Below are 24,931 nucleotides of genomic sequence, written 5' to 3' on the forward strand. Positions count from 1 at the left end.
ACCCGACGCCCGACCCCTACGCGGGCGGCACGAACCCGGTCCCCGACCCCTCACCCCGACCACGCTCGCCCCCCTCCACCACGGGACCACCCGAAGACGAGGCCCCTCCAGGCACAGCAGGCCCGTACGACGGCTGCCCGTACGGTGCCCCGGGCCCGGACCGCGGCCCAGGACCGAGGCCCCCACCAGCCACAGCACTCCCACCAGCAGCACCCCCACCGGCCGGACCGCCCCCGAACATCCGCCGCGCCTCCCGGACCTGCCGCTCCTGTACCACCGCCGCCAGATACGCGGCCGGCGGCACCCCCGGCGGCATCGGCACCCCGGTCCGCCCGGCCAGCTCCTCCGCCAGCCGCCCCGCCATCGCCCAGCCGACCTGCGGATCCAGCTGGCCCATCCGACCCAGGTACTGGCGGATCGCCAACCACAGCCCGTCCGGCACCGCCGAAAGATCAAGCTCCTGGAACCGCCCGGCCAGCCACGGCGGAGGCAGCGGCACGAAACCACCCCGCGCCGCCGACACCCGCTCCCGCACGACCAGAGTCCCGGCGAACACGTCACCGAGCCGCCGCCCCCGCGCCGACACCAGCGACGCGACACACGCCACCACCCCGAACGTCAGCAGAATCTCCACCAGCCCGAGCGCACCCCGCACCAGCGCGTGCCGGAACCGGATCGGCCCACCGTCGTCCCGCACCACCCGCAACCCGCACGCCGACTTCCCCAGCGACCGCCCATGGCTGAGCGTCTCCACCGCGATCGGCCCACCCACCAGCACCAGCAGGAACGAGGCGATCGACACCGCCGTCCGCGCCGCGTCGTCCAACGAGGCCGTCGACAGCACCAGAACGACACTCACGACCACATAGACGACCAGCACCACGACCAGGTCCAGCAAGAGGGCCAGCGCCCTGCTGGGCAGCCTGGCGGGCTGCAGCTCCAACGCCACCGCCTCACCCGTCACCAGCTCACTCACGCCCGCCGCCCCTTCCCGACCTGCCCCTGGAGCAGCCAGTCTGCCAAGCTGAGCGCACATCGCGCCGCAGTACGACAACCTGACACCCATACCGGCAGCCGACGCACAGCCGAGGAGCAGGCACACCGATGGACCTCGACGTCTTCGTCTCCGCCCACCGGGCCGAATGGGACCGCCTCGACGCCCTCCTACGGCGCCGCCGCCGCCTCACCGGCGCCGAGGCGGACGAACTCGTCACCCTCTACCAGCGCACCGCCACCCACCTCTCCCTGATCCGGTCCTCAGCCCCCGACCCCCAGCTGACCGGCAGGCTCACCCAACTCGTCGCACGCGCGCGGAGCGCCGTCGTCGGAACCCGCCGCGCCTCCTGGCGCGATGTCACCCGCTTCCTCGCCGAGGGCTTCCCCGCCGCCGTCTACCGCGCGCGCCACTGGTGGATCCCCACCGCCCTCCTCTCCACCGCCGTCGCCACTCTCCTGGGCTGGTGGATCGGCACCCATCCGGAAGTGCAGGCCTCCATAGCGGCCCCCGACGAGCTGCGCGACCTCACCCGGCCCGGCGGCCAGTACGAGACGTACTACTCCAGCCACCCGGCCGTCTCGTTCGCCGCCCAGGTCTGGACGAACAACGCCCAGGCCGCCGCGATGTGCCTGGTCCTGGGCGTCTTCCTGGGGCTTCCGGTGCTGTGGGTCCTCTTCCAGAACATGCTCAACCTCGGCATCGGCGTCGGCCTCATGTTCTCGGCGGGCCGACTCGACACGTTCCTCGGCCTGGTGCTCCCGCACGGCCTGCTCGAACTGACAGCGGTCTTCGTCGCTGCCGGCACCGGACTCCGCCTCGGCTGGACGGTCATCGACCCCGGCCCGCGCTCCCGCCGTACGGCCCTCGCCGAAGAGGGCAGAGCCGCGATCGCGATGGCGATCGGCCTCGCCCTGGTCCTCTTCGTCTCCGGTGCCATCGAAGGCTTCGTCACGCCTTCGGGCCTGCCCACCTGGGCCCGCATCACCATCGGCATCGTCGCCGAGCTGGCCTTCCTCGCGTACGTCTTCGTCCTCGGCGGCAGAGCGGCGCGCGCCGGTCACACGGGCGACGTGGAGGCGGCCGAGCGCAGCGCGACCGTGCCGACAGCCGCCTGATGTGCGAACCGCCCCGCCGAACTGCTACTGTCCTCCTCGTTCCCGCAAAAGCCGTTGACACGGAGCGCGCGGGGAGGTAGATTAGAACAGTTGCCTGGAACTGGATGGGATCCGGTCGGCAGCAGGGAAAACCTATCGGCAGCTCGGAACATCGATTCCGCAGAAGCCCCCGATGATTCGGAAAACCAGCGCCGGTCAGACCGGCCCGGAACTTCTGATAAAGTCGGAACCGCCGGAAAGGAAACCGCGAAACAAAAGCGGGAACCTGGAAAGCACCGAGGAAATCGGATCGAGAAAAGATCTGATAGAGTCGGAAACGCAAGACCGAAGGGAAGCCCGGAGGAAAACCTGAGAGAGTCTCTCAGGCAAGTACAAAGGAAGCTTTCGTTCCTTGAGAACTCAACAGCGTGCCAAAAATCAACGCCAGATTAGTTGATACCCCGTCCCCGGCAGTGATAGCCGAGGATGAGGTTCCTTTGAAAAAAATACAGCGAGGACGCTGTGAACGGTCGGATCATTCCTCCGACTGTTCCGCTCCCGTGAGAAGCATTCACGGAGAGTTTGATCCTGGCTCAGGACGAACGCTGGCGGCGTGCTTAACACATGCAAGTCGAACGATGAAGCCCTTCGGGGTGGATTAGTGGCGAACGGGTGAGTAACACGTGGGCAATCTGCCCTTCACTCTGGGACAAGCCCTGGAAACGGGGTCTAATACCGGATATCACTCTCGCAGGCATCTGTGAGGGTCGAAAGCTCCGGCGGTGAAGGATGAGCCCGCGGCCTATCAGCTTGTTGGTGAGGTAACGGCTCACCAAGGCGACGACGGGTAGCCGGCCTGAGAGGGCGACCGGCCACACTGGGACTGAGACACGGCCCAGACTCCTACGGGAGGCAGCAGTGGGGAATATTGCACAATGGGCGAAAGCCTGATGCAGCGACGCCGCGTGAGGGATGACGGCCTTCGGGTTGTAAACCTCTTTCAGCAGGGAAGAAGCGAAAGTGACGGTACCTGCAGAAGAAGCGCCGGCTAACTACGTGCCAGCAGCCGCGGTAATACGTAGGGCGCAAGCGTTGTCCGGAATTATTGGGCGTAAAGAGCTCGTAGGCGGCTTGTCACGTCGGGTGTGAAAGCCCGGGGCTTAACCCCGGGTCTGCATTCGATACGGGCTAGCTAGAGTGTGGTAGGGGAGATCGGAATTCCTGGTGTAGCGGTGAAATGCGCAGATATCAGGAGGAACACCGGTGGCGAAGGCGGATCTCTGGGCCATTACTGACGCTGAGGAGCGAAAGCGTGGGGAGCGAACAGGATTAGATACCCTGGTAGTCCACGCCGTAAACGGTGGGAACTAGGTGTTGGCGACATTCCACGTCGTCGGTGCCGCAGCTAACGCATTAAGTTCCCCGCCTGGGGAGTACGGCCGCAAGGCTAAAACTCAAAGGAATTGACGGGGGCCCGCACAAGCAGCGGAGCATGTGGCTTAATTCGACGCAACGCGAAGAACCTTACCAAGGCTTGACATACACCGGAAAGCATTAGAGATAGTGCCCCCCTTGTGGTCGGTGTACAGGTGGTGCATGGCTGTCGTCAGCTCGTGTCGTGAGATGTTGGGTTAAGTCCCGCAACGAGCGCAACCCTTGTCCTGTGTTGCCAGCATGCCCTTCGGGGTGATGGGGACTCACAGGAGACCGCCGGGGTCAACTCGGAGGAAGGTGGGGACGACGTCAAGTCATCATGCCCCTTATGTCTTGGGCTGCACACGTGCTACAATGGCAGGTACAAAGAGCTGCGAAACCGTGAGGTGGAGCGAATCTCAAAAAGCCTGTCTCAGTTCGGATTGGGGTCTGCAACTCGACCCCATGAAGTCGGAGTTGCTAGTAATCGCAGATCAGCATTGCTGCGGTGAATACGTTCCCGGGCCTTGTACACACCGCCCGTCACGTCACGAAAGTCGGTAACACCCGAAGCCGGTGGCCCAACCCCTTGTGGGAGGGAGCTGTCGAAGGTGGGACTGGCGATTGGGACGAAGTCGTAACAAGGTAGCCGTACCGGAAGGTGCGGCTGGATCACCTCCTTTCTAAGGAGCACTTCTAGGCCGCTATGCGGTCCAGAGGCCAGTACACCGGCGAACGTCCGGTGCTGGTTGCTCATGGGTGGAACGTTGATTATTCGGCACACTTGACCTGCTCTGGTCGCTAGTACTGCTTCGGCGTGGAACGCGATTTGGAGAGGCGGGAGTGTCGGGCACGCTGTTGGGTGTCTGAGGGAATGAACCCTCGGATGCCGGCCCCGGTGAAGCATCAGAGTTCTGGTGTGTGACGGGTGGCTGGTCGTTGTTTGAGAACTGCACAGTGGACGCGAGCATCTGTGGCCAAGTTTTTAAGGGCGCACGGTGGATGCCTTGGCACCAGGAACCGATGAAGGACGTGGGAGGCCACGATAGTCCCCGGGGAGTCGTCAACCAGGCTTTGATCCGGGGGTTTCCGAATGGGGAAACCCGGCAGTCGTCATGGGCTGTCACCCGCTGCTGAACACATAGGCAGTGTGGAGGGAACGCGGGGAAGTGAAACATCTCAGTACCCGCAGGAAGAGAAAACAACCGTGATTCCGGGAGTAGTGGCGAGCGAAACCGGATGAGGCCAAACCGTATGCGTGTGAGACCCGGCAGGGGTTGCGCATGCGGGGTTGTGGGATCTCTCTTCCACGGTCTGCCGGCCGTGGGACGAGTCAGAAACCGTTGATGTAGGCGAAGGACATGCGAAAGGTCCGGCGTAGAGGGTAAGACCCCCGTAGTCGAAACGTCAGCGGCTCGTTTGAGAGACACCCAAGTAGCACGGGGCCCGAGAAATCCCGTGTGAATCTGGCGGGACCACCCGCTAAGCCTAAATATTCCCTGGTGACCGATAGCGGATAGTACCGTGAGGGAATGGTGAAAAGTACCGCGGGAGCGGAGTGAAATAGTACCTGAAACCGTGTGCCTACAAGCCGTGGGAGCGTCGGAACAAGGCTTGCCTTGTTCTCGTGACTGCGTGCCTTTTGAAGAATGAGCCTGCGAGTTTGCGGTGTGTTGCGAGGTTAACCCGGGTGGGGTAGCCGTAGCGAAAGCGAGTCCGAACAGGGCGTTTCAGTAGCACGCTCAAGACCCGAAGCGGAGTGATCTAGCCATGGGCAGGTTGAAGCGGAGGTAAGACTTCGTGGAGGACCGAACCCACCAGGGTTGAAAACCTGGGGGATGACCTGTGGTTAGGGGTGAAAGGCCAATCAAACTCCGTGATAGCTGGTTCTCCCCGAAATGCATTTAGGTGCAGCGTCGTGTGTTTCTTGCCGGAGGTAGAGCACTGGATAGGCGATGGGCCCTACCGGGTTACTGACCTTAGCCAAACTCCGAATGCCGGTAAGTGAGAGCGCGGCAGTGAGACTGTGGGGGATAAGCTCCATGGTCGAGAGGGAAACAGCCCAGAGCATCGACTAAGGCCCCTAAGCGTACGCTAAGTGGGAAAGGATGTGGAGTCGCAGAGACAACCAGGAGGTTGGCTTAGAAGCAGCCACCCTTGAAAGAGTGCGTAATAGCTCACTGGTCTAGTGATTCCGCGCCGACAATGTAGCGGGGCTCAAGCGTACCGCCGAAGTCGTGTCATTGCAGTATATAGCCCCAACGGGTGCTGTGATGGGTAGGGGAGCGTCGTGTGCCGGGTGAAGCAGCACCGGAAGGTAGTTGTGGACGGTTCACGAGTGAGAATGCAGGCATGAGTAGCGATTCACACGTGAGAAACGTGTGCGCCGATTGACTAAGGGTTCCTGGGTCAAGCTGATCTGCCCAGGGTAAGTCGGGACCTAAGGCGAGGCCGACAGGCGTAGTCGATGGATAACCGGTTGATATTCCGGTACCCGCTGTGAAGCGTCAAACATCGAACCAGGCGATGCTAAGTCCGTGAAGCCGCCCCGGAGCCTTCGGGCAAAGGGGAGTGGTGGAGCCGACGGACCAGACTTGTAGTAGGTGAGTGATGGGGTGACGCAGGAAGGTAGTCCAGCCCGGGCGGTGGTTGTCCCGGGGTAAGGGTGTAGGCCGTGCGATAGGCAAATCCGTCGTACATGTGGCTGAGACCTGATGCCGAGCCGATTGTGGTGAAGTGGATGATCCTATGCTGTCGAGAAAAGCCTCTAGCGAGTTTCATGGCGGCCCGTACCCTAAACCGACTCAGGTGGTCAGGTAGAGAATACCGAGGCGTTCGGGTGAACTATGGTTAAGGAACTCGGCAAAATGCCCCCGTAACTTCGGGAGAAGGGGGGCCACGTCTGGTGAGGGGACTTGCTCTCCGAGCTGGGGGTGGCCGCAGAGACCAGCGAGAAGCGACTGTTTACTAAAAACACAGGTCCGTGCGAAGCCGTAAGGCGATGTATACGGACTGACGCCTGCCCGGTGCTGGAACGTTAAGGGGACCGGTTAGTCGAGATTCGTCTCGGCGAAGCTGAGAACTTAAGCGCCAGTAAACGGCGGTGGTAACTATAACCATCCTAAGGTAGCGAAATTCCTTGTCGGGTAAGTTCCGACCTGCACGAATGGCGTAACGACTTCTCGACTGTCTCAACCATAGGCCCGGTGAAATTGCACTACGAGTAAAGATGCTCGTTTCGCGCAGCAGGACGGAAAGACCCCGGGACCTTTACTACAGTTTGATATTGGTGTTCGGTTCGGCTTGTGTAGGATAGGTGGGAGACTGTGAAGCTTGGACGCCAGTTCAGGTGGAGTCGTCGTTGAAATACCACTCTGGTCGTGCTGGATGTCTAACCTGGGTCCGTGATCCGGATCAGGGACAGTGTCTGATGGGTAGTTTAACTGGGGCGGTTGCCTCCTAAAGAGTAACGGAGGCGCCCAAAGGTTCCCTCAGCCTGGTTGGCAATCAGGTGTTGAGTGTAAGTGCACAAGGGAGCTTGACTGTGAGACCGACGGGTCGAGCAGGGACGAAAGTCGGGACTAGTGATCCGGCGGTGGCTTGTGGAAGCGCCGTCGCTCAACGGATAAAAGGTACCCCGGGGATAACAGGCTGATCTTCCCCAAGAGTCCATATCGACGGGATGGTTTGGCACCTCGATGTCGGCTCGTCGCATCCTGGGGCTGGAGTCGGTCCCAAGGGTTGGGCTGTTCGCCCATTAAAGCGGTACGCGAGCTGGGTTTAGAACGTCGTGAGACAGTTCGGTCCCTATCCGCTGTGCGCGTAGGAGTCTTGAGAAGGGCTGTCCCTAGTACGAGAGGACCGGGACGGACGAACCTCTGGTGTGCCAGTTGTTCTGCCAAGGGCATGGCTGGTTGGCTACGTTCGGGAGGGATAACCGCTGAAAGCATCTAAGCGGGAAGCCTGCTTCGAGATGAGGACTCCCACCCACTTGATGGGGTAAGGCTCCCAGTAGACGACTGGGTTGATAGGCCGGATCTGGAAGCACAGTAATGTGTGGAGGTGACCGGTACTAATAGGCCGAGGGCTTGTCCTCAGTTGCTCGCGTCCACTGTGTTGGTTCTGAAACCACGAACAGCCCCGTATGCCACATACGGTGCGGCTGACAGTTTCATAGTGTTTCGGTGGTCATAGCGTGAGGGAAACGCCCGGTTACATTCCGAACCCGGAAGCTAAGCCTCACAGCGCCGATGGTACTGCAGGGGGGACCCTGTGGGAGAGTAGGACACCGCCGAACAATCATTCCGGGAGACCCCCGCACCGTATGGTGCGGGGGTTTTCTGCGTTCAGGGCATTTTGGCTGCTCGTGGATTCCCGCGGACTCCTTGGCGGAGCCCGCTTTTTCTCATAGCCGTCCCGCTGCCTTCAGCGCCAGGTAGGCGTCCGCGAGGGCCGGGGCGAGGTCGTCGGGGGTCGCATCCACGACGGTGACTCCGTGTCGGCGGAGTTGTTCAGCTGTGCGCTGGCGTTCGGCTTGGGCCTGGGCGGCGGACGCGGCGTCGTAGACCGCGTCGGCACTGCCGCGGAAGGTGGCCATGCGGGCGATGTGGGGGTCGGCGACCGACGCGACGAGAACGGTGTGGCGCTGGGTGAGTTGAGGGAGGACCGGGAGGAGGCCTTCCTCGACCGGGGCGGCGTCGAGTGTGGTCAGCAGGACGATGAGGGACCGGCGGGGAGCCGTACGGAGCGCTGTGGTGGTAAGGGCCCTGGCGTCCGTCTCGACCAGTTCGGGTTCGAGGGGGGCCATGGCGTCGACGAGGGAGGGCAGGACGTCGCGGGCCGAGCGGCCCTGCACAAGGGCGCGGACCCGCCGGTCGTAGGCGAGGAGGTCGACGCGGTCGCCGGCGCGGGATGCCAGGGCGGCGAGGAGGAGGGCGGCGTCCATGGAGGCGTCGAGGCGAGGGGCGTCGCCGACACGGGCGGCGGACGTGCGGCCGGTGTCCAGGACCAGGAGGATGTGGCGGTCGCGTTCCGGGCGCCACGTGCGGACGGCGACCGTGGCGTGGCGGGCTGTGGCGCGCCAGTCGATGGAGCGGGTGTCGTCGCCGGGGACGTAGGCGCGCAGGCTGTCGAATTCGGTGCCCTCGCCGCGGGTGAGGGCGCTGGTGCGGCCGTCGAGTTCGCGGAGGCGGGCGAGTTTCGAGGGGAGGTGCTTGCGGCTGGTGAACGGGGGCAGGACGCGTACCGTCCAGGGGACCTTGTGGGTGCCTTGCCGGGCGAGGAGGCCGAGGGGGCCGTAGGAGCGGATGGTCACGCGGTCGGCTCGGCGGTCACCGCGGCGGGTGGGGCGCAGGCGGGTGGTGATGCGACGGCGCTCGCCGGCGGGGACGGTCAGCTGGTGGCGGGATGCCTCGCTTTCCGTGCCGGGCTGCCAGCTGCTGGGCGGCCAGCCGTCGCGGATGCGGGCCCGCAGAGGGCGTCGGGAGGGGTTGGTGAGGGTCAGGGTGACGTCTGCCGGCTCACCGAGGCGTGCGGTGGTGTCACCGGAGCGGGTGAGGCGTAGGGGGCGTACGGGGGCTGCCAGGGCGTAGTCGCAGGCGCAGGCGAGGGCCAGGGGGGCGTTGACGGCGAGGAGGCCTGTCCAGCCGGGGCCCCAGATGCCGATGGGGAGGGCGCCGAGGGCCGCGAGCAGGGCGGCGCGTCCGGTGACTGCCATCAGCGGGGGACGGGGACGTGGGCGAGGAGTGCGGTGATGACGGAGTCGGCCGTCACGCCTTCCATTTCGGCTTCCGGGCGGAGCTGGACGCGGTGGCGGAGGGTGGGGAGGGCGAGGGCTTTGACGTCGTCGGGGATGACGTAGTCGCGGCCGGTGAGCCAGGCCCAGGCACGGGAGGTGGCGAGGAGCGCTGTGGCGCCGCGCGGCGAAACGCCGAGGGTGAGGGAGGGGGATTCGCGGGTGGCCCGGCAGATGTCGACGACGTAGGCGGTGATCTCGGGGGAGATGGTCGTCTTGGCGACGGCCGCGCGGGCGGCTTCCAGGTCTGCCGTGCCGGCGACGGGGCGCACGCCGGCGGCCTGGAGGTCGCGCGGGTTGAAGCCTTCGGCGTGGCGGGTGAGGACGTCGATCTCTTCCTGGCGGGAGGGGAGAGGGATCGTCAGTTTGAGGAGGAAGCGGTCGAGTTGGGCTTCGGGGAGGGGGTAGGTGCCCTCGTACTCGACGGGGTTCTGGGTCGCGGCGACGAGGAACGGGTCGGGCAGGGGGCGGGGGGTGCCGTCGACGGTGACCTGCCGTTCCTCCATGGCCTCGAGGAGGGAGGACTGGGTCTTCGGCGGGGTGCGGTTGATCTCGTCGGCGAGGAGGAGGTGGGTGAAGACCGGGCCGGGCTGGAAGGAGAACTCGGCGGTGCGCGCGTCGTAGACGAGCGAGCCCGTGATGTCGCTGGGCATGAGGTCGGGGGTGAACTGGACGCGTTTGGTGTCGAGTTCGAGTGCGGAGGCGAGGGCGCGGACGAGCAACGTTTTGGCCACTCCGGGGACTCCTTCAAGGAGAACGTGTCCGCGGCACAGGAGAGCGACGACGAGGCCGGTCACGGCGGGGTCCTGGCCGACCACGGCCTTGGAGATCTCGGCGCGCAGGGCCTCCAGGGAGGCGCGGGCGCGGCCCGGGTCCCCGGTGTTCCCGGCGTTGTCAGTGGTCGGGTCCATCATGGACGGCGTACCTCTCTTTCGAGGGCGTCGAGTTGGTCGGCGAGTGCGATGAGGGCCGTGTCGTCGCTGGGCGGCGGGCCGAAGAGAAGGGAGTGCAGGGGCTGTCCGCCGGAGGGGAGGCGGGCGGACAGGGCGGGCAGGAGTGCTTCGGGCGTGTGCGCCTGGGTGACGGGAGTGCCTACGAGGGGGGCCAGTCGGGTGCGGGTGGTGGCGCGAAGAGCGGTGGCCGCGCGGCCTCGGGCGCGGGCTGTGCGGTAGAGGCGGGCGCGGCCTTCGACGGTTTCCGAGGCGCGGATCGCCACGGGGAGTTTCTCGGGTACGAGCGGGCCGAGTCGGCGTGCCCGCCAGAGGGCGGCGAGCGCTGCCGCGACGAAGAGTTGCAGGGTGCCCCAGAGCCAGCCGGAGGGCAGCAGGTCGAAGAAGGTCTTCTCGTCGCCGGTTTCGGTGGCGGAGGTGTCGGAGAGCGAGGGGAGGTACCAGGTCAGATGGGGGCGGGAGCCGAGGAGTTGAAGGGCGAGCGAGGCGTTGCCCTGCTGGTCGAGTCGCGTGTTGTAGAGGATGTCGGGTGCGCCGATGACGACGGTGTCGCCGCTGGTGGAACGGTCCGGGATGCGCAGGAGGGTGGCCAGGCGCCGGCTGGGGTAGCACTTGTCGGCGTCGAGGTGGCGGGTGCTGTAGCGGATGCCGCCGGTCTCGGCGGTGCGGGCGCGTCGGGCCTCGGGGAGGGCGCAGTCGGGGGCGAGGGCGGAGCCGCGGCTGGTGGCCGGGTCCGCGGTGACCCCGGGGGCGAGGGTGGAGACGGAGGGGGTGCCGGGGGCGATGAGGACGGTGCGGCCGCCGGAGCCGGAGGTCGTGGCGTGCAGTTCCTGCTGCTGGTGCTCCGTCAGGAGGTCGGGGGAGGCGACCAGGAGGGTGGTGTCGGGGCCGGTGGCGGCGCGGGCCGCGGCGAGGGTGGTCACGACACGGGTGGAGACGCCTCGGTCGGCGAGGAGTTCGGTGACGGCGCGGCTTCCGTAGGGGTCGGCGGAGCGGGGGTCGAGGGCACCGTGCCGGGCGTCGGAGCGCAGGACGGCGAGTACGACGCCGGCGGCCAGGAGGAGCGTGACGGCGAAGGCCACTCCTCGCGTGCGGGTCCACAGTTGGCGGACGCTGGGCGAGGTCGCGGTGGCGGGGAGCGTGGCCTCGGTGGTCATCCGTCGGCTCCCCGGTGGGTCGTGGGGGCCCTGTCGGCGGTGCTGCGGGTGGTGAGCAGGGGTTTGGCGCGCTCGAGGTCGAGGTCGAGTTCGGCGATGCGGCGGTACGCCTGCTCGGTCGCCGGGCGGCCTCCGTACGTCACGTCGTCGAAGACGCGGGCGGCGGCGCGGAGTCGGTCGCTGTGGTCGGGGAGGGTGCGGCCGGCTTCCGCGGCGGCCTCGTCGGCGGTGCGGCCGGGACGGGTGTCGAGGAGGGCGCGTTCTTCGAGTGAGCGGACGACGGCCCGCATGCGTTCCTGGAGGGCCTGGCTCCAGTGGCCCTGGGAGGCGTGCGCCTCGGCGGCGGCCCGGTGTTCGGAGGCGGTGCGCGGGCGGTCGTCGAACAGGGCCGCGGTGGAGGTGGGATGGCGGCGGGGGGTGCCCAGGCGCCACCACAGGGCGCCCACCACCGCAACGACGGCCGCGAGGATCACCAGCACGCCGACGTTGCCTCCCGGGGTGGCGCCGGACGCGGTGGCGAACAGGTCGCCGATCCAGTCCCAGAGGGTGGTGAGGGCGCGCTGGAGGAGGCTGGGGTCGTGCTCGTGGTACAGGCGTTCGGACAGCTCGCGTCGGGCCGCCTCGCGCGCGGGATCGCGGGGGATGGTCAGCGGAGGCGCGTCGTCGGAGCGGACGAGTGTGCCGTGCGGAAGCGGTGGTGCGGTGAGGGTTCCCCCCGTCAGGCTCACCGCATCAGCTCCCCGAGGTGGTGCCGGGGTCGGGGGAGCCGTAGCCCTGGACGCCGGCGGAGCGGGCCAGGTCGAGGTCGAGGGCCTCGCGGCGGATGCGCTGGTCGATGTAGAGGAGGACGACGACTCCGGCCGCGATCGGGAAGGTGATCATGGAGCCGATCACCGAGCCGATGCCGCTGACGATCAGGTAGGTCCAGCCGTAGTCGCCCGTGCCGTCGACGAGGCCGCCGATGCCGCTGTCGCTCATCGCGGCGCCGGCGAAGGCGAAGGGGACGAGGACGATCGTCGCGACGATGTTCGCGATGATCAGGGCGAGCAGCTGGATGCCGAAGACCCGCCACCAGGAACCGCGGACGAGTTTGGCGGAGCGGCCCATCGCCTTCGTGATGCTCTGCTTCTCCAGCATCAGCGCGGGCGAGGAGAGGGAGAGCCGCACCAGCAGCCACAGGGCGACGAAGACTGCCGCAAAGGTGCCGAGGACCGACAGCGCGGCACCGCCCTCGCCGGCCCCGGCGACACTCGCCAGGATGCCGGGCAGTGCGCCGACGGCGCCCACCGCGCCCGCGATGAGCAGCAGCAGGAAGATCAGCCCGAACAGCCGGGGGATCCGGGGACGGGCGTCGCGCCAGGCGTCCTGGAGGGTGGCGGGCCTGCCGAGGACCGCACGGCTGATGACGGCCGTGAGCAGAGCGGTCGCGAAGATGGTGCCGACCAGCGAGACCAGCAGCAGGACCCCGGAGTTGAGCATGACGTCGCCCATGGCGCGGGTCTGCTCGTCGAGGGTGGCGCTCGGGTCGCTGAGCGCGGAGGTGTCCGTGCTGTGGTCCAGGACCAGGCCCTGGAGCAGGACGACGATGACCTCGGTGACGATCGCGACGGTCAGCGAGATGCCCAGCACCGTGCGCCAGTAGGTGCGCATCGTGGTGACCGCGCCGTCGAGGATCTCGCCGACGCCCAGCGGGCGCAGCGGGATCACACCGGGCTTGGCCGCGGGCGGAGGGCCGCCCCAGCCGTTGCCCCAGGCCGGGTAGGGGGCGTAGCCCGGGTGGCCGTTGGGGGCACCGCCGTACGGACCGGCGGGCGTGCGACCGCCCCAGCCGGGGCCGGGCGGTGGTGGCGGAGGCTGGACGGGGTTCTGCGGAGCGGCCTGGCCCGGCTGCTGGGGGCCTGCGGGCGCGGACCACGGGCCGGGGGGCGGCTGCTCCTTGGACCACTTCGTGTGGGGGTCCGCTGGATTCGCGGCCGACTGGCTCTCGGGCTGCGCGTCGGCGGGCTGGTCAGCGGGGTCGGACGCGCCGGGCTCCCGCCCGTCGGACGGGGCGGATCCGGGCGAGGCCCAGCCCGGAGTGTCTTTCATCGTCGCTCCTTCACGATGCCCGTCCGCGGGCGCGGCGGCAGGTTGGCTGCCATCGTGCCATGGGGCGGTCATGAGGAGACCGGCCGCGGTAGGGGCTGCACACCTTCAATTGTCCGCCGGACTCGGGGCAGACTGACCGCATGGCTGATCAGTACGCGCAATCCGGTGAGGACAAGCGGCAGGCCGAGATACCGGCGATCCGTTGGGAAGAGCCACCCGAAGGCCCTGTGCTGGTGCTTCTGGACCAGACGAGGCTGCCGGCCGAGGAGGTCGAGCTGGTCTGCACGGACGCGTCGGCGCTGGTGGAGGCGATCCGTTCGCTGGCGGTGCGAGGTGCGCCGCTGCTCGGCATCGCCGGGGCGTACGGTGTCGCGCTCGCCGCCGCCCGGGGCTTCGACGTGGAGGAGGCGGCCACCGCGCTGGCGGGAGCACGGCCCACCGCGGTGAACCTGTCCCTCGGCGTGAACCGGGCCCGGGCCGCCTACCGGGCGGAGCTGGCCGGCGGAGCCGATCCGGTGCAGGGGGCGCAGGCCGCGCTGGCTGCGGCGCGGCGACTGCACCGGGAGGACGCCGAGGCCAGCACCCGGATGGCCGGGCACGGGCTGGCGCTCCTGGACGAGCTGCTGCCCGGCGGCGGGCACCGGATCCTCACGCACTGCAACACCGGCTCGCTGGTGTCGGGCGGGGAAGGGACGGCGTTCGCCGTGGCGCTGGCCGCGCACCGGGTGGGAAGGCTGCGGCGACTGTGGGTGGACGAGACCCGTCCGCTGCTGCAGGGCGCCCGCCTGACCGCGTACGAGGCGGCGCGCAGCGGGATGGCGTACACCCTGCTGACGGACAACGCGGCGGGCTCGCTGTTCGCGGCGGGCGAGGTGGACGCGGTGCTGATCGGGGCGGACCGGATCGCGGCCGATGGTTCGGTGGCGAACAAGGTGGGGAGCTATCCGCTCGCGGTGCTCGCGCGGTACCACCATGTGCCGTTCATCGTGGTCGCGCCGGTGACGACCGTCGACCCGCACACGGCGAGCGGGGCCGCGATCGAGGTCGAGCAGCGCCCCGGGTTCGAGGTGACCGAGGTGACGGCGCCGCAGGCGCCGGTGACGGGAGCGGGAGGCGGGATACCGGTGGCGCCGCTGGGCACCCAGGCGTACAACCCGGCGTTCGACGTGACGCCGCCGGAGCTGGTGACGGCGATCGTGACGGAGGAGGGCGTGGTGTCGCCGGTGACCGCCGAAGGGCTCGCCGAACTCTGCGCGAGGGCCCGTCCGGGGGCGGGTGCCTGATGCCCCTGAGATCACGGTCTGTCGGCGAGGGCAGACAGTGACGGTCCCGTACGACTATCGTCACCGGGCGGTGAGGCTTCTCACCTGCGTCACCTTCACCGTTATGAGAATGGGATGCTCCCGGCCTGATCAACGGGAACGGCCCCCCTACCTGCGACGATGCGCGGGGAGAGGGGCCGTGACATCCAACAGCTACATCAAGCGGCGGTTTCCAGGTCTGATGCGGCCTCCAGCTCACGGAGGCGGGCGGGCTGCCGCAGCAGGCGGTCAAGCTGCCCGACGGCTTCGACGACGTCCGGGTCCAGAGCCTCAGCGTAGATGTCCATGGTGGTCGCGATCCGGCTGTGCCGCAGGATCGTCTTGACGATGCGGGGATGCACCCGCAGGTGGACCAGCAGGGTGCCGCACGACTTCCGCAGCCCCTTCGGGTTCATCTTGCTGAGCCCCTCCACCCTGATGATCCGTTGCAGCACGATGTAGAGGTGATCGGGCGTGAGCGGCCGACCGGTACGGGTCACGAACACGTGGCCGTCGGGGTCCTCGAACCAGGGCCGCCCCTTGCTCAGCGCGCGCTCCCGCAGCATGGCCGTGCGCATCCGGGTCCAGCGCAAGGGCGCGATGCACTGGGCGGGCAGCGGCAGCGGTGCCTTGGAGGTCTCGGTCTTGAGTTCCGCGTCGATCGTGCCGGCGCTGGCCCGCTGGTGCTGCTGCTCCACCCAGACGACGCGGTTGTCCAGGTCGATGTTCTCCCAGCGCAGGCCACACACCTCAGCCCGGCGCAGACCGAGGAGGCAGAGCAGGAGGAACGTCGGGTAGTACGGGGTGAGGCGCCGGGCGGCGGCCAGGAAGCGGAGCACGGTCACCGCGTCCCAGCTCTTGCCGCTGTCGGTGGACGCCCGCACGTGGACGAGCTTGGTCACGTTCCGGGTCAGCCCGATGTCTTCGACCATCGCGGCCGTGAGAGCCGCTGAGAGGACCCGAAGCGCCCTCTTGGCGGTCTTGGCCCCCTCGTCCTGTGCGAGGACCTGAATGACCCCACGCAGCTCCTTGACGCCCAGCTTGACCATGACCTTGGAGCCCAGACGCGGGCGAAGGTGGTGCCGCACGGCGGTCTCGTACGCCCGGTAGCTGTTCGGCGCCAGGTTGGGCTTCACGACGATCTCTAGCCAGTAGTCGAACCACTGGCCCAAGGTCATGTCCCGCGTCGGAGTCGGGATGCCACCGTTGGAACGGTCGATCAGCTCACGGCGCTTGCGGTCGCACTCCTCGAAGGTCTTGCCGTACGCGTACTTCCGCTTGGTGGTGCCGTCCGGCTGGGGAACGTACACCGCCGCTTGGTACCGGCCGTCAGCACGCCGTGTCACCGTGCCCGAGCCGTTGGGGTTCCGCTTGCGGGGAGGCATCAGGCAGCCTCCTCAAGCCGGGTGTCGATGTAGTTCTGAAGGGCGCTTGCCGGGATCCGGCGGGACCGTCCCTCGGTGATCGAGGCCAGCCGCTTGGAGCGGATCAGGTCGTACACCTTGGAGCGCCCGAACTTCAGCCGAGTCATGACCTCCGGCACGGTGAGCAGCTCAGGGGCGGCGGTGGTCATGCGGCGGCTCCGTCCAGGTCGAGGTGGTCTTGCAGGGCTTCACGGGCGGTCTCGCGGTTGAGTTGGATGTCGCGGCGGATGTTCGCGGCGAGCCAGGATTCGCCGGGGGTGTGGCCATGACCGGCGTACGCCCAGTGCGCCAGGGTCAGAGTGGTTGCCTCCGGGGCGTCGGGGTCGGGCAGGCCGAGGGCTTCGCGCTGCTGCCGTGCGCGGTAGTCGGCGCGGGTCTGGCGGAGGGCGCCGAGGGTCGTGGAGTAGCGGCGGGACTTGGTGGAGAAGTGGCCGCGGAAGCCGAGCATGTGAGCCCAGTCCCGAAGCTTGCGGTCCGGGTAGAGCGCGTGGAGGTCGAGGCAGGCCGCGATCAGGCGCGCGGGGTGTTCCGGGACGTCGAGAAGGATCAGCGCTTCCTTGTTGCCGATGCGGCGGTCAACGGTGCCGGTGGTCTCGGCGGCTTTGGTGGCGTACTTGGCGACGTAGGAGGCGACGGCCTGTTCGGTGATCTCCTCGCCGTCGCCGAAGGCTCCGATGGGCTGTACGTCGAGCTGGGTGCCCCAGCGCAGGGTTCGGGCGGGCTGGTCACCGGCCGGAGGCACGTCGACCGCGACGCGGGCAGCGGCAGCCTTGATCGCGTCGGTGAGGAGGTCGAGTGTGGCCCAGGCCGGGGGCAGCGAGTCAGGACCGTCGGGCCCGTCGAAGCGGATCACGGCATGGAAGTGCACGGCCCCGCGCTTCTGGTACTCGGCGACCTTGCCGAAGGCGACGCGCGACTGTGCGTGGGCGTCCTTCTGCGTGAGGCCGGCGCGGCGGGCGATCTCGCGACGCAAGTAGATCGCGAAGTACCGCCACAGCTCAGAAGCGTGGTTGTTCCACAGCACCGCGCTCGCGTAGTCGTACGCGTCCGGGTCGAGCGGGGTGCCGAGTTCCGGCGCGTCCTCGGCGTGACGGACGCCGCAGCGGCAGGACCGGTTGCCCGGCCGGTTGTGGACCGGCCCGAACGACGGGGCGGTCAGCGTGGCGAAGACTCGAGGGTGATCCCTGATGGTGTCCGGGGTGCCCTTGGCAGGGTCGCCGACCAGGCCCGCACGGATCAGGTGGTACGTGTCCCCCGCGTAGGTCCAGGCGCAGGCGGGGCACCGGGAGGCGCGCCGGTTGCCGCAGGCGACGCGGAGACGGCCGCCGGGTTCGCTGTCGGTGTTGTAGGTGTGCAGAACCTGCCCGGTGGCACGGTCACGGATGACCGTGGTGCCTTGCAGATGGATCGGGTCGGAGCAGCCGCCGGTGCGGCGGATCTGGTCTTGTACGCGGTCGAACCCGGGGGACCCAGCCAGCCTCAGCACGTCGGCGAGGGCGGCCGGATCCAGGCCCGCCATGGTGGCGGAGTCGGTCACGCCTTGTGCTCCTTGAGGATCGAGCGGATGACGACCGCGCAGACTGCGACGGAGGCGGCGGTGATCGCGACCGCGAGGAGCATGGAGACCAGGACCGTGCCCACGACCAGGACCAGGGCGCCGCCCCCCGCGACGAGGGTCAGCGTGCTGCCGGGGGTGAGCTGCACCGTGGGCCGGTTGGAGGCCGGGGCGGACGCAGCCGGGGCGTGGGTCGGGTTGTACGGCACCGGGCTGTAGACGTTCGGGGCCGGAGTGGTGGGGACCGGGGCGGTGTCCTGCGGCGGGTACTTCGGGGTGAACACGTGAGTACTCCCTTCGGCGATCAGTCGAGGAGCGTGGCGACGGCGGGGGCGAGGACGCTGTTCGCGACCAGGTAGCCGCCGAGGAGCAGCAGGGCGACCAGCCACCACGGCGGGCGGGCGAGCTGGATGCCGAGGACGGCGACGACGAGCACGGCGAACCAGAGGGGAACGTCCATGGCGTGATCTCCTGTCAGGCCTTGCAGCGGTGGATGCGGGCGGCGAGTTCGGCGGCGGCGCGGCTGTCGTACTCGGCGGAGAAGTCGCAGCGGGGCGCGGTGCAGGCGGCGAGGTGGCGGTTACGGCCACGGGCGAGGAACGAGGCGACCTGTACGGGACCGAAGCGGCGGACGTTGCGGAAGCGCGGAGTCATGCGGGCGGTCCTTTCTCAGAGGTGGGCAGCGACGGAGGGCGTCATGGCCGGAGGCAGGCCGAGCCGGGCGCGTACGGCATCGGGGTCGGCCGGTTGGCCGGTCGCGGCGCGGTGTTCTGCGGCGAGAGCCCGGACACGGTCGACGAGGGCGGGCGGGAGGGCGACGGCGGGAACGGGCGCCGGAACGGCGGTCACGAGGCCGGTCGGGGGTTTCTCGGTCGCCGGAGCAGGAGCGGGCGCAGGGAGTTCGTCACGGCGGGGCGGGTCGACCGGGACAGGGGCCGACGGCGGTACGGATTCTGTCTCCGCCGTCACGGAGGCCGCCGGTTGCTCTGCGACGCGAGGCCCGTGGGCTAGCAGGGTTCCGCCGAAGAAGGCGACGGCGGGCCACCCCGCCACCACGACGCGGAGCCATGCGGGAACGTGGTCCAGGTCGAGGAGGCCGGCGGTGGCGATGTTGGCGCCGAGGGAGGCGGCCAGGGCGACCAGGAACCACAGCCGGGAGCTCCCGGCCGGGCGTCCGGCGCGTTGCTGTTCGCGCATCCGGCGCCAGGCGGCGACCAGCAGCAGATCAACGCTGACCGGGTAGGCCCACGCCTTCCAGCCGCCCTGTCCTGCCGCCTCCGCCAGGTCGTGAAGGTGGGCGAAGGACAGGCCGCCCGCAATGACGGCTTGGACGATCACGGCGTCCACGCGGGCGAGGTGGGCACGCATCGGCTCGACTCCTTTCGGCGAGATCAGTCGGCGGACTTGAGCGAGTCAGCGCGCTCACGGGCGAGGCGAGCCACCTCGGCGGCCTCGGCGTCGTCGGGTGTGTGGGTGGCGATGCGCTCCAGCAGCTCGGCCTTACGGGCCATGAGCGCGGCGAACTCGCCAGAGGTGCGGTTCTGACGGTGCGCGGCCAGGTCGGCGATGAGCGCGCTGACCTCGGCGATGGAGGGGCGGGACATGGGGCGTCCTTCCGGCTTCGGGCATGGGAGGGGTAGGGACTTGGCGCGAGGCGGTCACGCCGAACCGTGGGAAGGGGGTGCGGCTACTCGGTCACCGGGCGGGCCGTGGGCACGGCAGCAGCGGCAGGCGAGGCGACGTCAGCGGGCTCGACAGCGACGGCGGGCCGGAAGGCGTCGAGGCGGGACAGCTCCGGCACGAGGGCGGAGGTGGTGCGGCAGACGGCCGCAGCTTCTTCGAGGGTGAGGTGCGGGGAGCGGGCGCGGGACCAGCCGCCGGAGGAGTCGCCGACGATCGCGACGCCGGGGCGTTCGGCAGGAATGGCAGTTGCGGCGAGAGCGGCCTCAGGGGAGATGTCGGCAAGCGCCATGTTCGCCGACGACTCGTCGTTGACGCGGTGGCAGATACGGCCGGTGAGCTGGGCGCGGAGCATGGTGGCGCCCTTGCCGAGTTCGGAGCCGAAGCGCTGCCCGCAGACTTCCAGGTAGATGCCGGCCGCGCGGCCGAGCTGGGCGATACGGATCAGCTTGGTGACCATGGCATCGCGCCGCTTCTCCTCGTCGCGGCTCGCGGCGAGGAAGAGTTCCGCCACCTCGTCGACGACGACCACGACCGGCACCGGCCGTACCTTCTCCGGCAGGCCCCACACGTCCGAGGTGAGGACGGAGTCCGGCCCGATCGTGGAGCTGAGGCCGATCAGCCGGAACCGTGCCTCCATCTCTTCCAGCAGGACGTCAAGGAGTTCGTTCGCCCGGTCCGGGGTGTCGGCGAGGGCCGACAGGCGGGGCACGAACGGCGCCAGTTCCACGCCCCACTTGCAGTCGATCCCGACGAGCACGACCGGTCGCCGAGCGAGGCCGCAGAGCAGGTTGCGCAGGTACACGGACTTGCCGGACTGCGTGGCGCCGAGGATGAGTTCGTGCGGCACGGTGCGGAAGTCCCGTACGTGCCAGTGCCCGTCATCCCGCAGTGCGAGCGGCAGGGACAGCGGCCCGCCGTCCTTCTGCCACCGGCGGGGACGCCGTACGTCCGCGAGGACGTCCCAGCCGATCAGCCGCAGTTCGAGCCACCCCGGCTTGGTCGGACGGATGTGGACGGCATGGGCTGCCCAGGCATGGCGCAGCCGGTCAGCCGAGGCAATGAAGTCTTCCGGGGCCTGCCCGGCCGCCATGCGCAGCCGCATCACGAGCCCGGCCCCGGTCGGCACCGGAAACGAGCGACGAGGCGGTACAGGTGCCGCTTCCCGCCCGACCAGGCGGGCCGTGGCGCGTCGTACGGCGGAGGCCGGGACCGTCAGGCCGCAGGCGTCCATCGTGGCCCGGTACGTGGTCAGCACCCGCAGCGCGACGAGCGGGTAGCCGACGAGCCACCAGAACGCGACCGGCATACGCCGACGCAGCACCAGCAGGGCGACGAGTGCCACGAGGCACAGCGTCAGTGTCCACACGGTGTTGGTCACGGCGATCAGCCCCGCACCGGCGCGGGAGCGTTGATCATGACCGCATCCGCCCGGTAGGCGATGCCGTGGCGCATGCGCCCGCCGAACTCGCTCTCCCACGGCCGGGCGACCAGGCCGGAGAGGACGACCGGCGCGCCCATGACCAGGCCCTCACCGATGCCCGGCTCCGGAACGGTGACCTTGATCATGTCCGAACCGCCCGCCGCGATGAACACCAGCTCCAGGACCATGAGCCGTTGGTTCGTCACCGGGTCCACGGCAACCTCACCGGTCTGACGGTCCCTCACCTTGACCTCCGGCAGCTTGGTGACGAGGAGCGTCGCGGCCGAGACGTCTACGGGGATGACACGCATTTCTTGAACCTCACTCGTTGTCGGTGCCCTTGCGGGCCCGTTCCGTCTGGATACCCCCCTAGACAGCAAGGGGAGTGGCCCGCCCTAACTGTCTAGGGGGGGTGACGGAAACAGTAAACCGTCGACCATCGAACTGTCTAGGGGGGTATACGGGTGAGTTTCGAGGCGCGTGGATGCGCTACGGCAGAGCCCAGTACACGGCGGTGGCGTCGTCGTGTGTCTTGCCCCGTGGCCAACGCAGTCCCTCGCGGTCGCCGGCCTCCGCTTCCCGAACTCGGCGGATCAACTCGGCGGGCCCCGATGAGCTGAGGACGTCCAACATTCCTTGCCAAGTGGCGAGTTGGAAGCGGTCGACGAGCCGGGTCGCGCCGTCGCTCAGCAGCGACACGGCGGTCAGCGAGTCCAGAGAGAGGGTGCCGGTAAGGGCGTGTTCGGCCGCTCGCGGGTCAGGCCCGGCGATCCAGAAGCCGTCAGGCTGGTTGCGAAGTCCTGTCAGGGCATCGCGGTACTCGGCCAGCGCGGCGGCATGCTCGGGTGAGCCGGTGGGCAACGCGTCGACCCGTCCGCGTAGCCGCCTGCCCACGTCACTCAGACGCTGATCGGTGACGACGGTCGTCCCCCCGGCCTTGTCGCCAAGGAGGAGGGCCGAGTCACCGAGAACCAGGTACTCCAGGCTTCTGCCACGGGCGCGCACGGCGACGACTGTGCTCGTCGGACTAGCCCGGTACGCCAGGTCGCAACTGCCCTCATGCAGGGAGCGGACGACACGGATGGAGTCAGCCAGACAGGCGGCCAACGACCGAGCCGGAGACGCCGTGACGGCGCTCAGCAGCAGCCCGCCCAGCGTCGAGGAGAACCAGGCGACACCATGTGTGCACCCGGTGTCCGCCCCGGCCACACCCGCGCCGTCCAGGAGAACGGCCGCCCCAGGAGCGGCAGCGGCGAAGTCTTCGTTCTCCCGGCCGGCTTCAGCGGGCTGTGAGCCGAGGGTGACCCTCACGCCGTCGGTTCCTCGTCGTGCCGGTAGAGGGGGGTGAGCAGTTCGAAGGAGCGCGGTTCGCTGGTCTCCGGGTCGTACTCGACACCCACCAGGGCGGAGAAGCGATGGTCACCCACCTGCCCCCACAACGCATTCAGGTCGGAGGCGAGCAGCTGCACGACGCCGAGGGAGCCTTGCGTGTGGATACCGGCGATCGCAAGCAACGACCCCTTGCCGTCGGGTCGGGGGAGCCTGCCCACATAGCCGACGTCGTAGGGGCGGGCCGGGTCACTGTCCTGCCCGGACCGGTACACGGTGCCGGTTCGCCGGTCGGCGACCGTCCAGGGGCCGTCTTCCGCCTGTTCCCAGTGAAGGACGGGATCCTGGGCGTACGTGTCCCACATCTGCTGAGACATGCGCGGGCCGCAGACGACGACCAGGCCGTCACGGTTGAGTTCGATGTCGCCGCTCACCGGTACGTGCTCGGAGACGACGTCCAGGCCGTACGACCGCGCGAGATCTTCCAGCCGCTTTCCGGAACTGACGTCGTCCACGGCGACGACCGTGCGCCCGCGTTCGTCGTCCCGCCGCAGCGGAGTCGCGATGACGACCGCACCGCGCCCGAGGAAGGCACCTTCCGGCGCCGGTCCGGTGTGGCGGATCTGGTGGATGCGTCCACGGCTCAGGCCGGCCTTCGTCGCGATCTGCGCGTACGACAACCCTTGCGCGTGGAGATCCTGAACCACCCTTCGGCGAAGCCGGGCGAGTTCGGTCACCTCCTGCTGAGCATCGGCCAAGCGCGTCGTGACCTCCCGCAGGAGCAGGTAGGGATCATCGATAGCCATGATGCGTTGAAATTCGTCCGACATGACTTCACCTCCTAGCAGCACTGAGGAGGAGTCTAGGGCCCTAGACAGAACGGGCGCGAGACGGCGTCCAGATCTCACGTCGACCACGTAGAACGCGGCCCTTCGTCGAGGCACACCCTTGGGGCTCACCCTTCGCTGCCCGCGAGGCAGGCATGGGCCAGCGTTGCACCGCATGCCATCACACGCCCACCCGTGCCAGGTCCACCCAGATGCAGCGCCCGCCGGCGGGCCGATCCTTCACGCCCCAGTCTTTCGCGCAGGCCGAGACGAGCATCAGTCCACGGCCGCCCTGGTCCAGTGGGGCGTTCACGCTCCGCACGGTGGGTTCGTCGTCGCCGCCCTGGTCGATGACCTGAAGCCGTACGAAGTCGTCGGCGAAGCCGACGATCACCAGGAACCATCCCCGGTACCAGCCGCTTCGCGTGTGCCGTACGGCATTGGCCGCCAGTTCGCCGACGACCAGGACGGCGTCATCGACGAGGCTTGGGGCCTCGCCCTCCAGCAGGGCGGCGACGAAGTGGCGGGCTTCGGCGACTTGCCAGACTTGGCCAGGGAAGATGCGGGACCACTCTTTGGGCATACCGAAACACTCCTTAGCGTCTAGGGGGCTAGACGATGGAGCAGCAGCGTATTCCCGTGCGAGGTCAACTAGCCAGGCATCTTGAGGAATTATTCCTCTATCGAGTGGCGGAGCCGTCCAGGTCTCGGAAGTCCTTCATCACTTGGAGAAGCAGTTCACGCACGTCAGGCCCGAAGGTCGCGGCATCCTCGAACTTGCTGAACGTCTCCTCGTACGAGGCCACCGCGGAGGAGTCGTCCACGACCCGCTCACCTTGGAACGTCTCGACGACCACCGTCGCGTGATCGCACAAGGTGAAGCCGTTACGAGGCATGACAGGCACGGCTTGATGCCAGGGGATCACCCCGAGGCGAACCGTGCTCAGGCTCTCAACAGCCAGGAGCCGGTCAAGCTGGGCGAGCATCAGGGCCGGACTCCCCGGCCACGTCCGCAACACGCCCTCGGTCAGCACGAACACCGACTCCCGGCCCCGCTCGTACAAGAGACTCTGCCGCTCCACGCGGGCAGCGACCGCACGGCCGACGGCTTCCGGACTGGCGTTCGGCGCACTGTCGAAGACGTGTCGGGCGTACTCCGCACTCTGGAGCATGGCCGGCAGGATGACGCATTGGAAGGAACGGACCAGGCGAGCGGACCGGACCGCTTCATCGAGCGTTGCCCCGGCCGGAGCCTCATCGCTGGGAGCCTCTGCGGCACCGGGAGCGGTCTCGACGGCGAGCAGGAGGTCAAGCACCTCCCGAGTGGTCGACTCGTCGAGGCCGAGAGCACGAGACAAGCGGCCCAAGACGTCGGCACTGGGGACCATGCGCCCGTTCTCCACCTTGGACACGGTGGGTTGCCCCACCCCGGCCCGCTGTGCCAGTACGGCCCCGGTCAGACTGGCCTCGGTACGAAGCCCTTTCAGGCGTGCCCCGAGCGCCTTCATTCGCTGCTGCCGCTCACTCCCCATGACCAGGGTTCTACACCACGAGGCAGCAGAGACCAGATGCCTGGACGGCGATGATCGCCAGTTCCAGACGGCCCATCATGATCACCTGTTACAGGTTTCCCTACCTCATCAAGCACCCGTCGTCGCTTCGCTCCTCCGGGCGGGAGCGGGCCGCCGTCCGCGCCCGCGCTCATGTCTCCGCCCCGCTCGGCACGGCCGGCGGCCCACTCCCGCCCAAGAGGCAGGCGGACAGGAGCATGAGGTCAGAACACGTCGTGGCGGGCGGTCCGCGAGTTCACGTGTGCCCGGTGATTCACCCGAATGAAGTGAACATTAGCCCGTTTCAACGCGTCACCAAGCGATGTAGCTGCGAATGATGCATGATCCT

Annotated in this window: 22 protein-coding genes and 3 rRNA genes; 5 read left to right on the forward strand and 20 right to left on the reverse strand. The window is 68.2% G+C overall.

Annotated features, from left to right (window positions below; translation table 11 throughout):
• Nucleotides 1-16 precede the first annotated feature (16 nt).
• Nucleotides 17-976, reverse strand: a complete 960-nt coding sequence (locus tag U5640_RS27530; RefSeq protein WP_340378408.1) for an RDD family protein — start codon at nt 974-976, stop codon at nt 17-19.
• A 128-nt stretch (nt 977-1,104) separates the two neighbouring features.
• On the opposite strand from U5640_RS27530, the gene U5640_RS27535 reads away from it, so the two are divergent.
• From U5640_RS27535 to rrf, 4 genes are all read left to right on the forward strand, one after another.
• Nucleotides 1,105-2,112: a stage II sporulation protein M gene (locus U5640_RS27535; RefSeq protein ID WP_340378409.1), complete on the forward strand. Its 1,008-nt coding sequence runs from the start codon at nt 1,105-1,107 to the stop codon at nt 2,110-2,112.
• Between the two features lie 549 nt (nt 2,113-2,661).
• Nucleotides 2,662-4,187 (forward strand): 16S ribosomal RNA (locus tag U5640_RS27540).
• A gap of 292 nt (nt 4,188-4,479) precedes the next feature.
• A 23S ribosomal RNA gene (locus U5640_RS27545) occupies nt 4,480-7,600 on the forward strand.
• Between the two features lie 84 nt (nt 7,601-7,684).
• Nucleotides 7,685-7,801, forward strand: a 5S ribosomal RNA gene (rrf, locus tag U5640_RS27550).
• Together the 16S, 23S and 5S rRNA genes form the textbook arrangement of a ribosomal RNA operon.
• Nucleotides 7,802-7,909: 108 nt before the next feature.
• On the opposite strand, the gene U5640_RS27555 is transcribed toward rrf, so the two are convergent.
• The 5 genes from U5640_RS27555 to U5640_RS27575 are packed head-to-tail and all read right to left on the reverse strand — an operon-like array spanning nt 7,910 to nt 13,493.
• Nucleotides 7,910-9,220 (reverse strand): DUF58 domain-containing protein, encoded by a 1,311-nt coding sequence (locus U5640_RS27555; protein WP_340378410.1) that lies wholly within the window; start codon nt 9,218-9,220, stop codon nt 7,910-7,912.
• Nucleotides 9,220-10,209 carry a MoxR family ATPase gene (locus U5640_RS27560; protein WP_340378411.1) on the reverse strand — a complete coding sequence of 330 codons (990 nt, stop codon included), beginning with the start codon at nt 10,207-10,209 and terminating at the stop codon, nt 9,220-9,222. The genes U5640_RS27555 and U5640_RS27560 overlap by 1 nt, the downstream gene beginning before the upstream one ends.
• Nucleotides 10,209-11,405, reverse strand: a complete 1,197-nt coding sequence (locus tag U5640_RS27565) for a DUF4350 domain-containing protein (RefSeq protein ID WP_340378412.1) — start codon at nt 11,403-11,405, stop codon at nt 10,209-10,211. Before U5640_RS27565 ends, U5640_RS27560 begins: the two co-directional genes overlap by 1 nt.
• Complete coding sequence (locus U5640_RS27570; RefSeq protein WP_340378413.1) at nt 11,402-12,133, reverse strand: DUF4129 domain-containing protein; 732 nt, start codon at nt 12,131-12,133, stop codon at nt 11,402-11,404. The genes U5640_RS27565 and U5640_RS27570 overlap by 4 nt, the downstream gene beginning before the upstream one ends.
• Before the next feature lie 4 nt (nt 12,134-12,137).
• On the reverse strand, nt 12,138-13,493 hold the full coding sequence (locus tag U5640_RS27575; RefSeq protein ID WP_340378414.1) for a glycerophosphoryl diester phosphodiesterase membrane domain-containing protein: 1,356 nt from the start codon (nt 13,491-13,493) through the stop codon (nt 12,138-12,140).
• A gap of 140 nt (nt 13,494-13,633) precedes the next feature.
• Here U5640_RS27575 and mtnA point away from each other — a divergent pair, with 140 nt between their 5' ends.
• Nucleotides 13,634-14,776: an S-methyl-5-thioribose-1-phosphate isomerase gene (mtnA, locus tag U5640_RS27580; RefSeq protein ID WP_340378415.1), complete on the forward strand. Its 1,143-nt coding sequence runs from the start codon at nt 13,634-13,636 to the stop codon at nt 14,774-14,776.
• A gap of 197 nt (nt 14,777-14,973) precedes the next feature.
• Here the strand turns inward: mtnA and U5640_RS27585 are convergent, their stop codons facing one another.
• The 14 genes from U5640_RS27585 to U5640_RS27650 form a co-directional block, all read right to left on the reverse strand.
• Nucleotides 14,974-16,104 carry a tyrosine-type recombinase/integrase gene (locus U5640_RS27585; protein ID WP_340378416.1) on the reverse strand — a complete coding sequence of 377 codons (1,131 nt, stop codon included), beginning with the start codon at nt 16,102-16,104 and terminating at the stop codon, nt 14,974-14,976.
• A 74-nt stretch (nt 16,105-16,178) separates the two neighbouring features.
• Nucleotides 16,179-16,367, reverse strand: coding sequence for a helix-turn-helix domain-containing protein (locus U5640_RS27590; protein WP_340378417.1), 189 nt, complete (start codon nt 16,365-16,367; stop codon nt 16,179-16,181).
• Nucleotides 16,364-17,755: a replication initiator protein RepSA gene (gene repSA / locus U5640_RS27595; protein WP_340378418.1), complete on the reverse strand. Its 1,392-nt coding sequence runs from the start codon at nt 17,753-17,755 to the stop codon at nt 16,364-16,366. The genes U5640_RS27590 and repSA overlap by 4 nt, the downstream gene beginning before the upstream one ends.
• Entirely contained in the window at nt 17,752-18,057 is a 306-nt protein-coding gene (locus U5640_RS27600; protein ID WP_340378419.1) for a SpdD protein, read from the reverse strand. Before U5640_RS27600 ends, repSA begins: the two co-directional genes overlap by 4 nt.
• A 20-nt stretch (nt 18,058-18,077) precedes the next feature.
• Nucleotides 18,078-18,233, reverse strand: a complete 156-nt coding sequence (locus U5640_RS27605) for a hypothetical protein (protein ID WP_167795700.1) — start codon at nt 18,231-18,233, stop codon at nt 18,078-18,080.
• Nucleotides 18,234-18,247: 14 nt separating this feature from the next.
• Nucleotides 18,248-18,427 carry a mobile element transfer protein gene (locus tag U5640_RS27610; protein ID WP_340378420.1) on the reverse strand — a complete coding sequence of 60 codons (180 nt, stop codon included), beginning with the start codon at nt 18,425-18,427 and terminating at the stop codon, nt 18,248-18,250.
• Nucleotides 18,428-18,442: 15 nt separating this feature from the next.
• Nucleotides 18,443-19,141 carry a DUF2637 domain-containing protein gene (locus U5640_RS27615; protein WP_340378421.1) on the reverse strand — a complete coding sequence of 233 codons (699 nt, stop codon included), beginning with the start codon at nt 19,139-19,141 and terminating at the stop codon, nt 18,443-18,445.
• Between the two features lie 23 nt (nt 19,142-19,164).
• Entirely contained in the window at nt 19,165-19,377 is a 213-nt protein-coding gene (locus tag U5640_RS27620) for a hypothetical protein (protein WP_340378422.1), read from the reverse strand.
• Between the two features lie 83 nt (nt 19,378-19,460).
• Nucleotides 19,461-20,834, reverse strand: coding sequence for an FtsK/SpoIIIE domain-containing protein (locus U5640_RS27625; protein WP_340378423.1), 1,374 nt, complete (start codon nt 20,832-20,834; stop codon nt 19,461-19,463).
• Nucleotides 20,835-20,839: 5 nt separating this feature from the next.
• The gene (locus U5640_RS27630; protein WP_340378424.1) at nt 20,840-21,187 is read right to left on the reverse strand and encodes a hypothetical protein; all 348 of its coding nucleotides are present in this window, start codon (nt 21,185-21,187) and stop codon (nt 20,840-20,842) included.
• Nucleotides 21,188-21,365: 178 nt separating this feature from the next.
• Nucleotides 21,366-22,187, reverse strand: coding sequence for an integrase (locus tag U5640_RS27635; RefSeq protein WP_340378425.1), 822 nt, complete (start codon nt 22,185-22,187; stop codon nt 21,366-21,368).
• A complete protein-coding gene (locus U5640_RS27640) occupies nt 22,184-23,035 on the reverse strand; it encodes a sigma-70 family RNA polymerase sigma factor (RefSeq protein WP_340385373.1) in 852 nt (283 codons plus the stop codon). The genes U5640_RS27635 and U5640_RS27640 overlap by 4 nt, the downstream gene beginning before the upstream one ends.
• Before the next feature lie 178 nt (nt 23,036-23,213).
• Nucleotides 23,214-23,615, reverse strand: a complete 402-nt coding sequence (locus U5640_RS27645; RefSeq protein WP_340378426.1) for an ATP-binding protein — start codon at nt 23,613-23,615, stop codon at nt 23,214-23,216.
• Between the two features lie 97 nt (nt 23,616-23,712).
• Nucleotides 23,713-24,564: a helix-turn-helix transcriptional regulator gene (locus tag U5640_RS27650; protein ID WP_340378427.1), complete on the reverse strand. Its 852-nt coding sequence runs from the start codon at nt 24,562-24,564 to the stop codon at nt 23,713-23,715.
• Between the last annotated feature and the right edge of the window lie 367 nt (nt 24,565-24,931).

It is taken from the genome of Streptomyces sp. SS7 (genome assembly GCF_037993025.1).
In the GTDB taxonomy this organism is placed as follows: Bacteria; Actinomycetota; Actinomycetes; order Streptomycetales; family Streptomycetaceae; genus Streptomyces.

Bases quoted from the DNA above. Each gene is read 5' to 3' on its own strand.
- U5640_RS27535 (WP_340378409.1), top strand. From the start codon at position 1,105: ATGGACCTCGACGTCTTCGTCTCCGCCCACCGGGCCGAATGGGACCGC.
- U5640_RS27555 (WP_340378410.1), bottom strand. From the start codon at position 9,220: ATGGCAGTCACCGGACGCGCCGCCCTGCTCGCGGCCCTCGGCGCCCTC.
- U5640_RS27560 (WP_340378411.1), bottom strand. From the start codon at position 10,209: ATGGACCCGACCACTGACAACGCCGGGAACACCGGGGACCCGGGCCGC.
- U5640_RS27565 (WP_340378412.1), bottom strand. From the start codon at position 11,405: ATGACCACCGAGGCCACGCTCCCCGCCACCGCGACCTCGCCCAGCGTC.
- U5640_RS27575 (WP_340378414.1), bottom strand. From the start codon at position 13,493: ATGAAAGACACTCCGGGCTGGGCCTCGCCCGGATCCGCCCCGTCCGAC.
- mtnA (WP_340378415.1), top strand. From the start codon at position 13,634: ATGGCTGATCAGTACGCGCAATCCGGTGAGGACAAGCGGCAGGCCGAG.
- U5640_RS27590 (WP_340378417.1), bottom strand. From the start codon at position 16,367: ATGACCACCGCCGCCCCTGAGCTGCTCACCGTGCCGGAGGTCATGACT.
- U5640_RS27605 (WP_167795700.1), bottom strand. From the start codon at position 18,233: ATGGACGTTCCCCTCTGGTTCGCCGTGCTCGTCGTCGCCGTCCTCGGC.
- U5640_RS27610 (WP_340378420.1), bottom strand. From the start codon at position 18,427: ATGACTCCGCGCTTCCGCAACGTCCGCCGCTTCGGTCCCGTACAGGTC.
- U5640_RS27615 (WP_340378421.1), bottom strand. From the start codon at position 19,141: ATGCGTGCCCACCTCGCCCGCGTGGACGCCGTGATCGTCCAAGCCGTC.
- U5640_RS27620 (WP_340378422.1), bottom strand. From the start codon at position 19,377: ATGTCCCGCCCCTCCATCGCCGAGGTCAGCGCGCTCATCGCCGACCTG.
- U5640_RS27630 (WP_340378424.1), bottom strand. From the start codon at position 21,187: ATGCGTGTCATCCCCGTAGACGTCTCGGCCGCGACGCTCCTCGTCACC.
- U5640_RS27640 (WP_340385373.1), bottom strand. From the start codon at position 23,035: ATGTCGGACGAATTTCAACGCATCATGGCTATCGATGATCCCTACCTG.
- U5640_RS27645 (WP_340378426.1), bottom strand. From the start codon at position 23,615: ATGCCCAAAGAGTGGTCCCGCATCTTCCCTGGCCAAGTCTGGCAAGTC.
- U5640_RS27650 (WP_340378427.1), bottom strand. From the start codon at position 24,564: ATGGGGAGTGAGCGGCAGCAGCGAATGAAGGCGCTCGGGGCACGCCTG.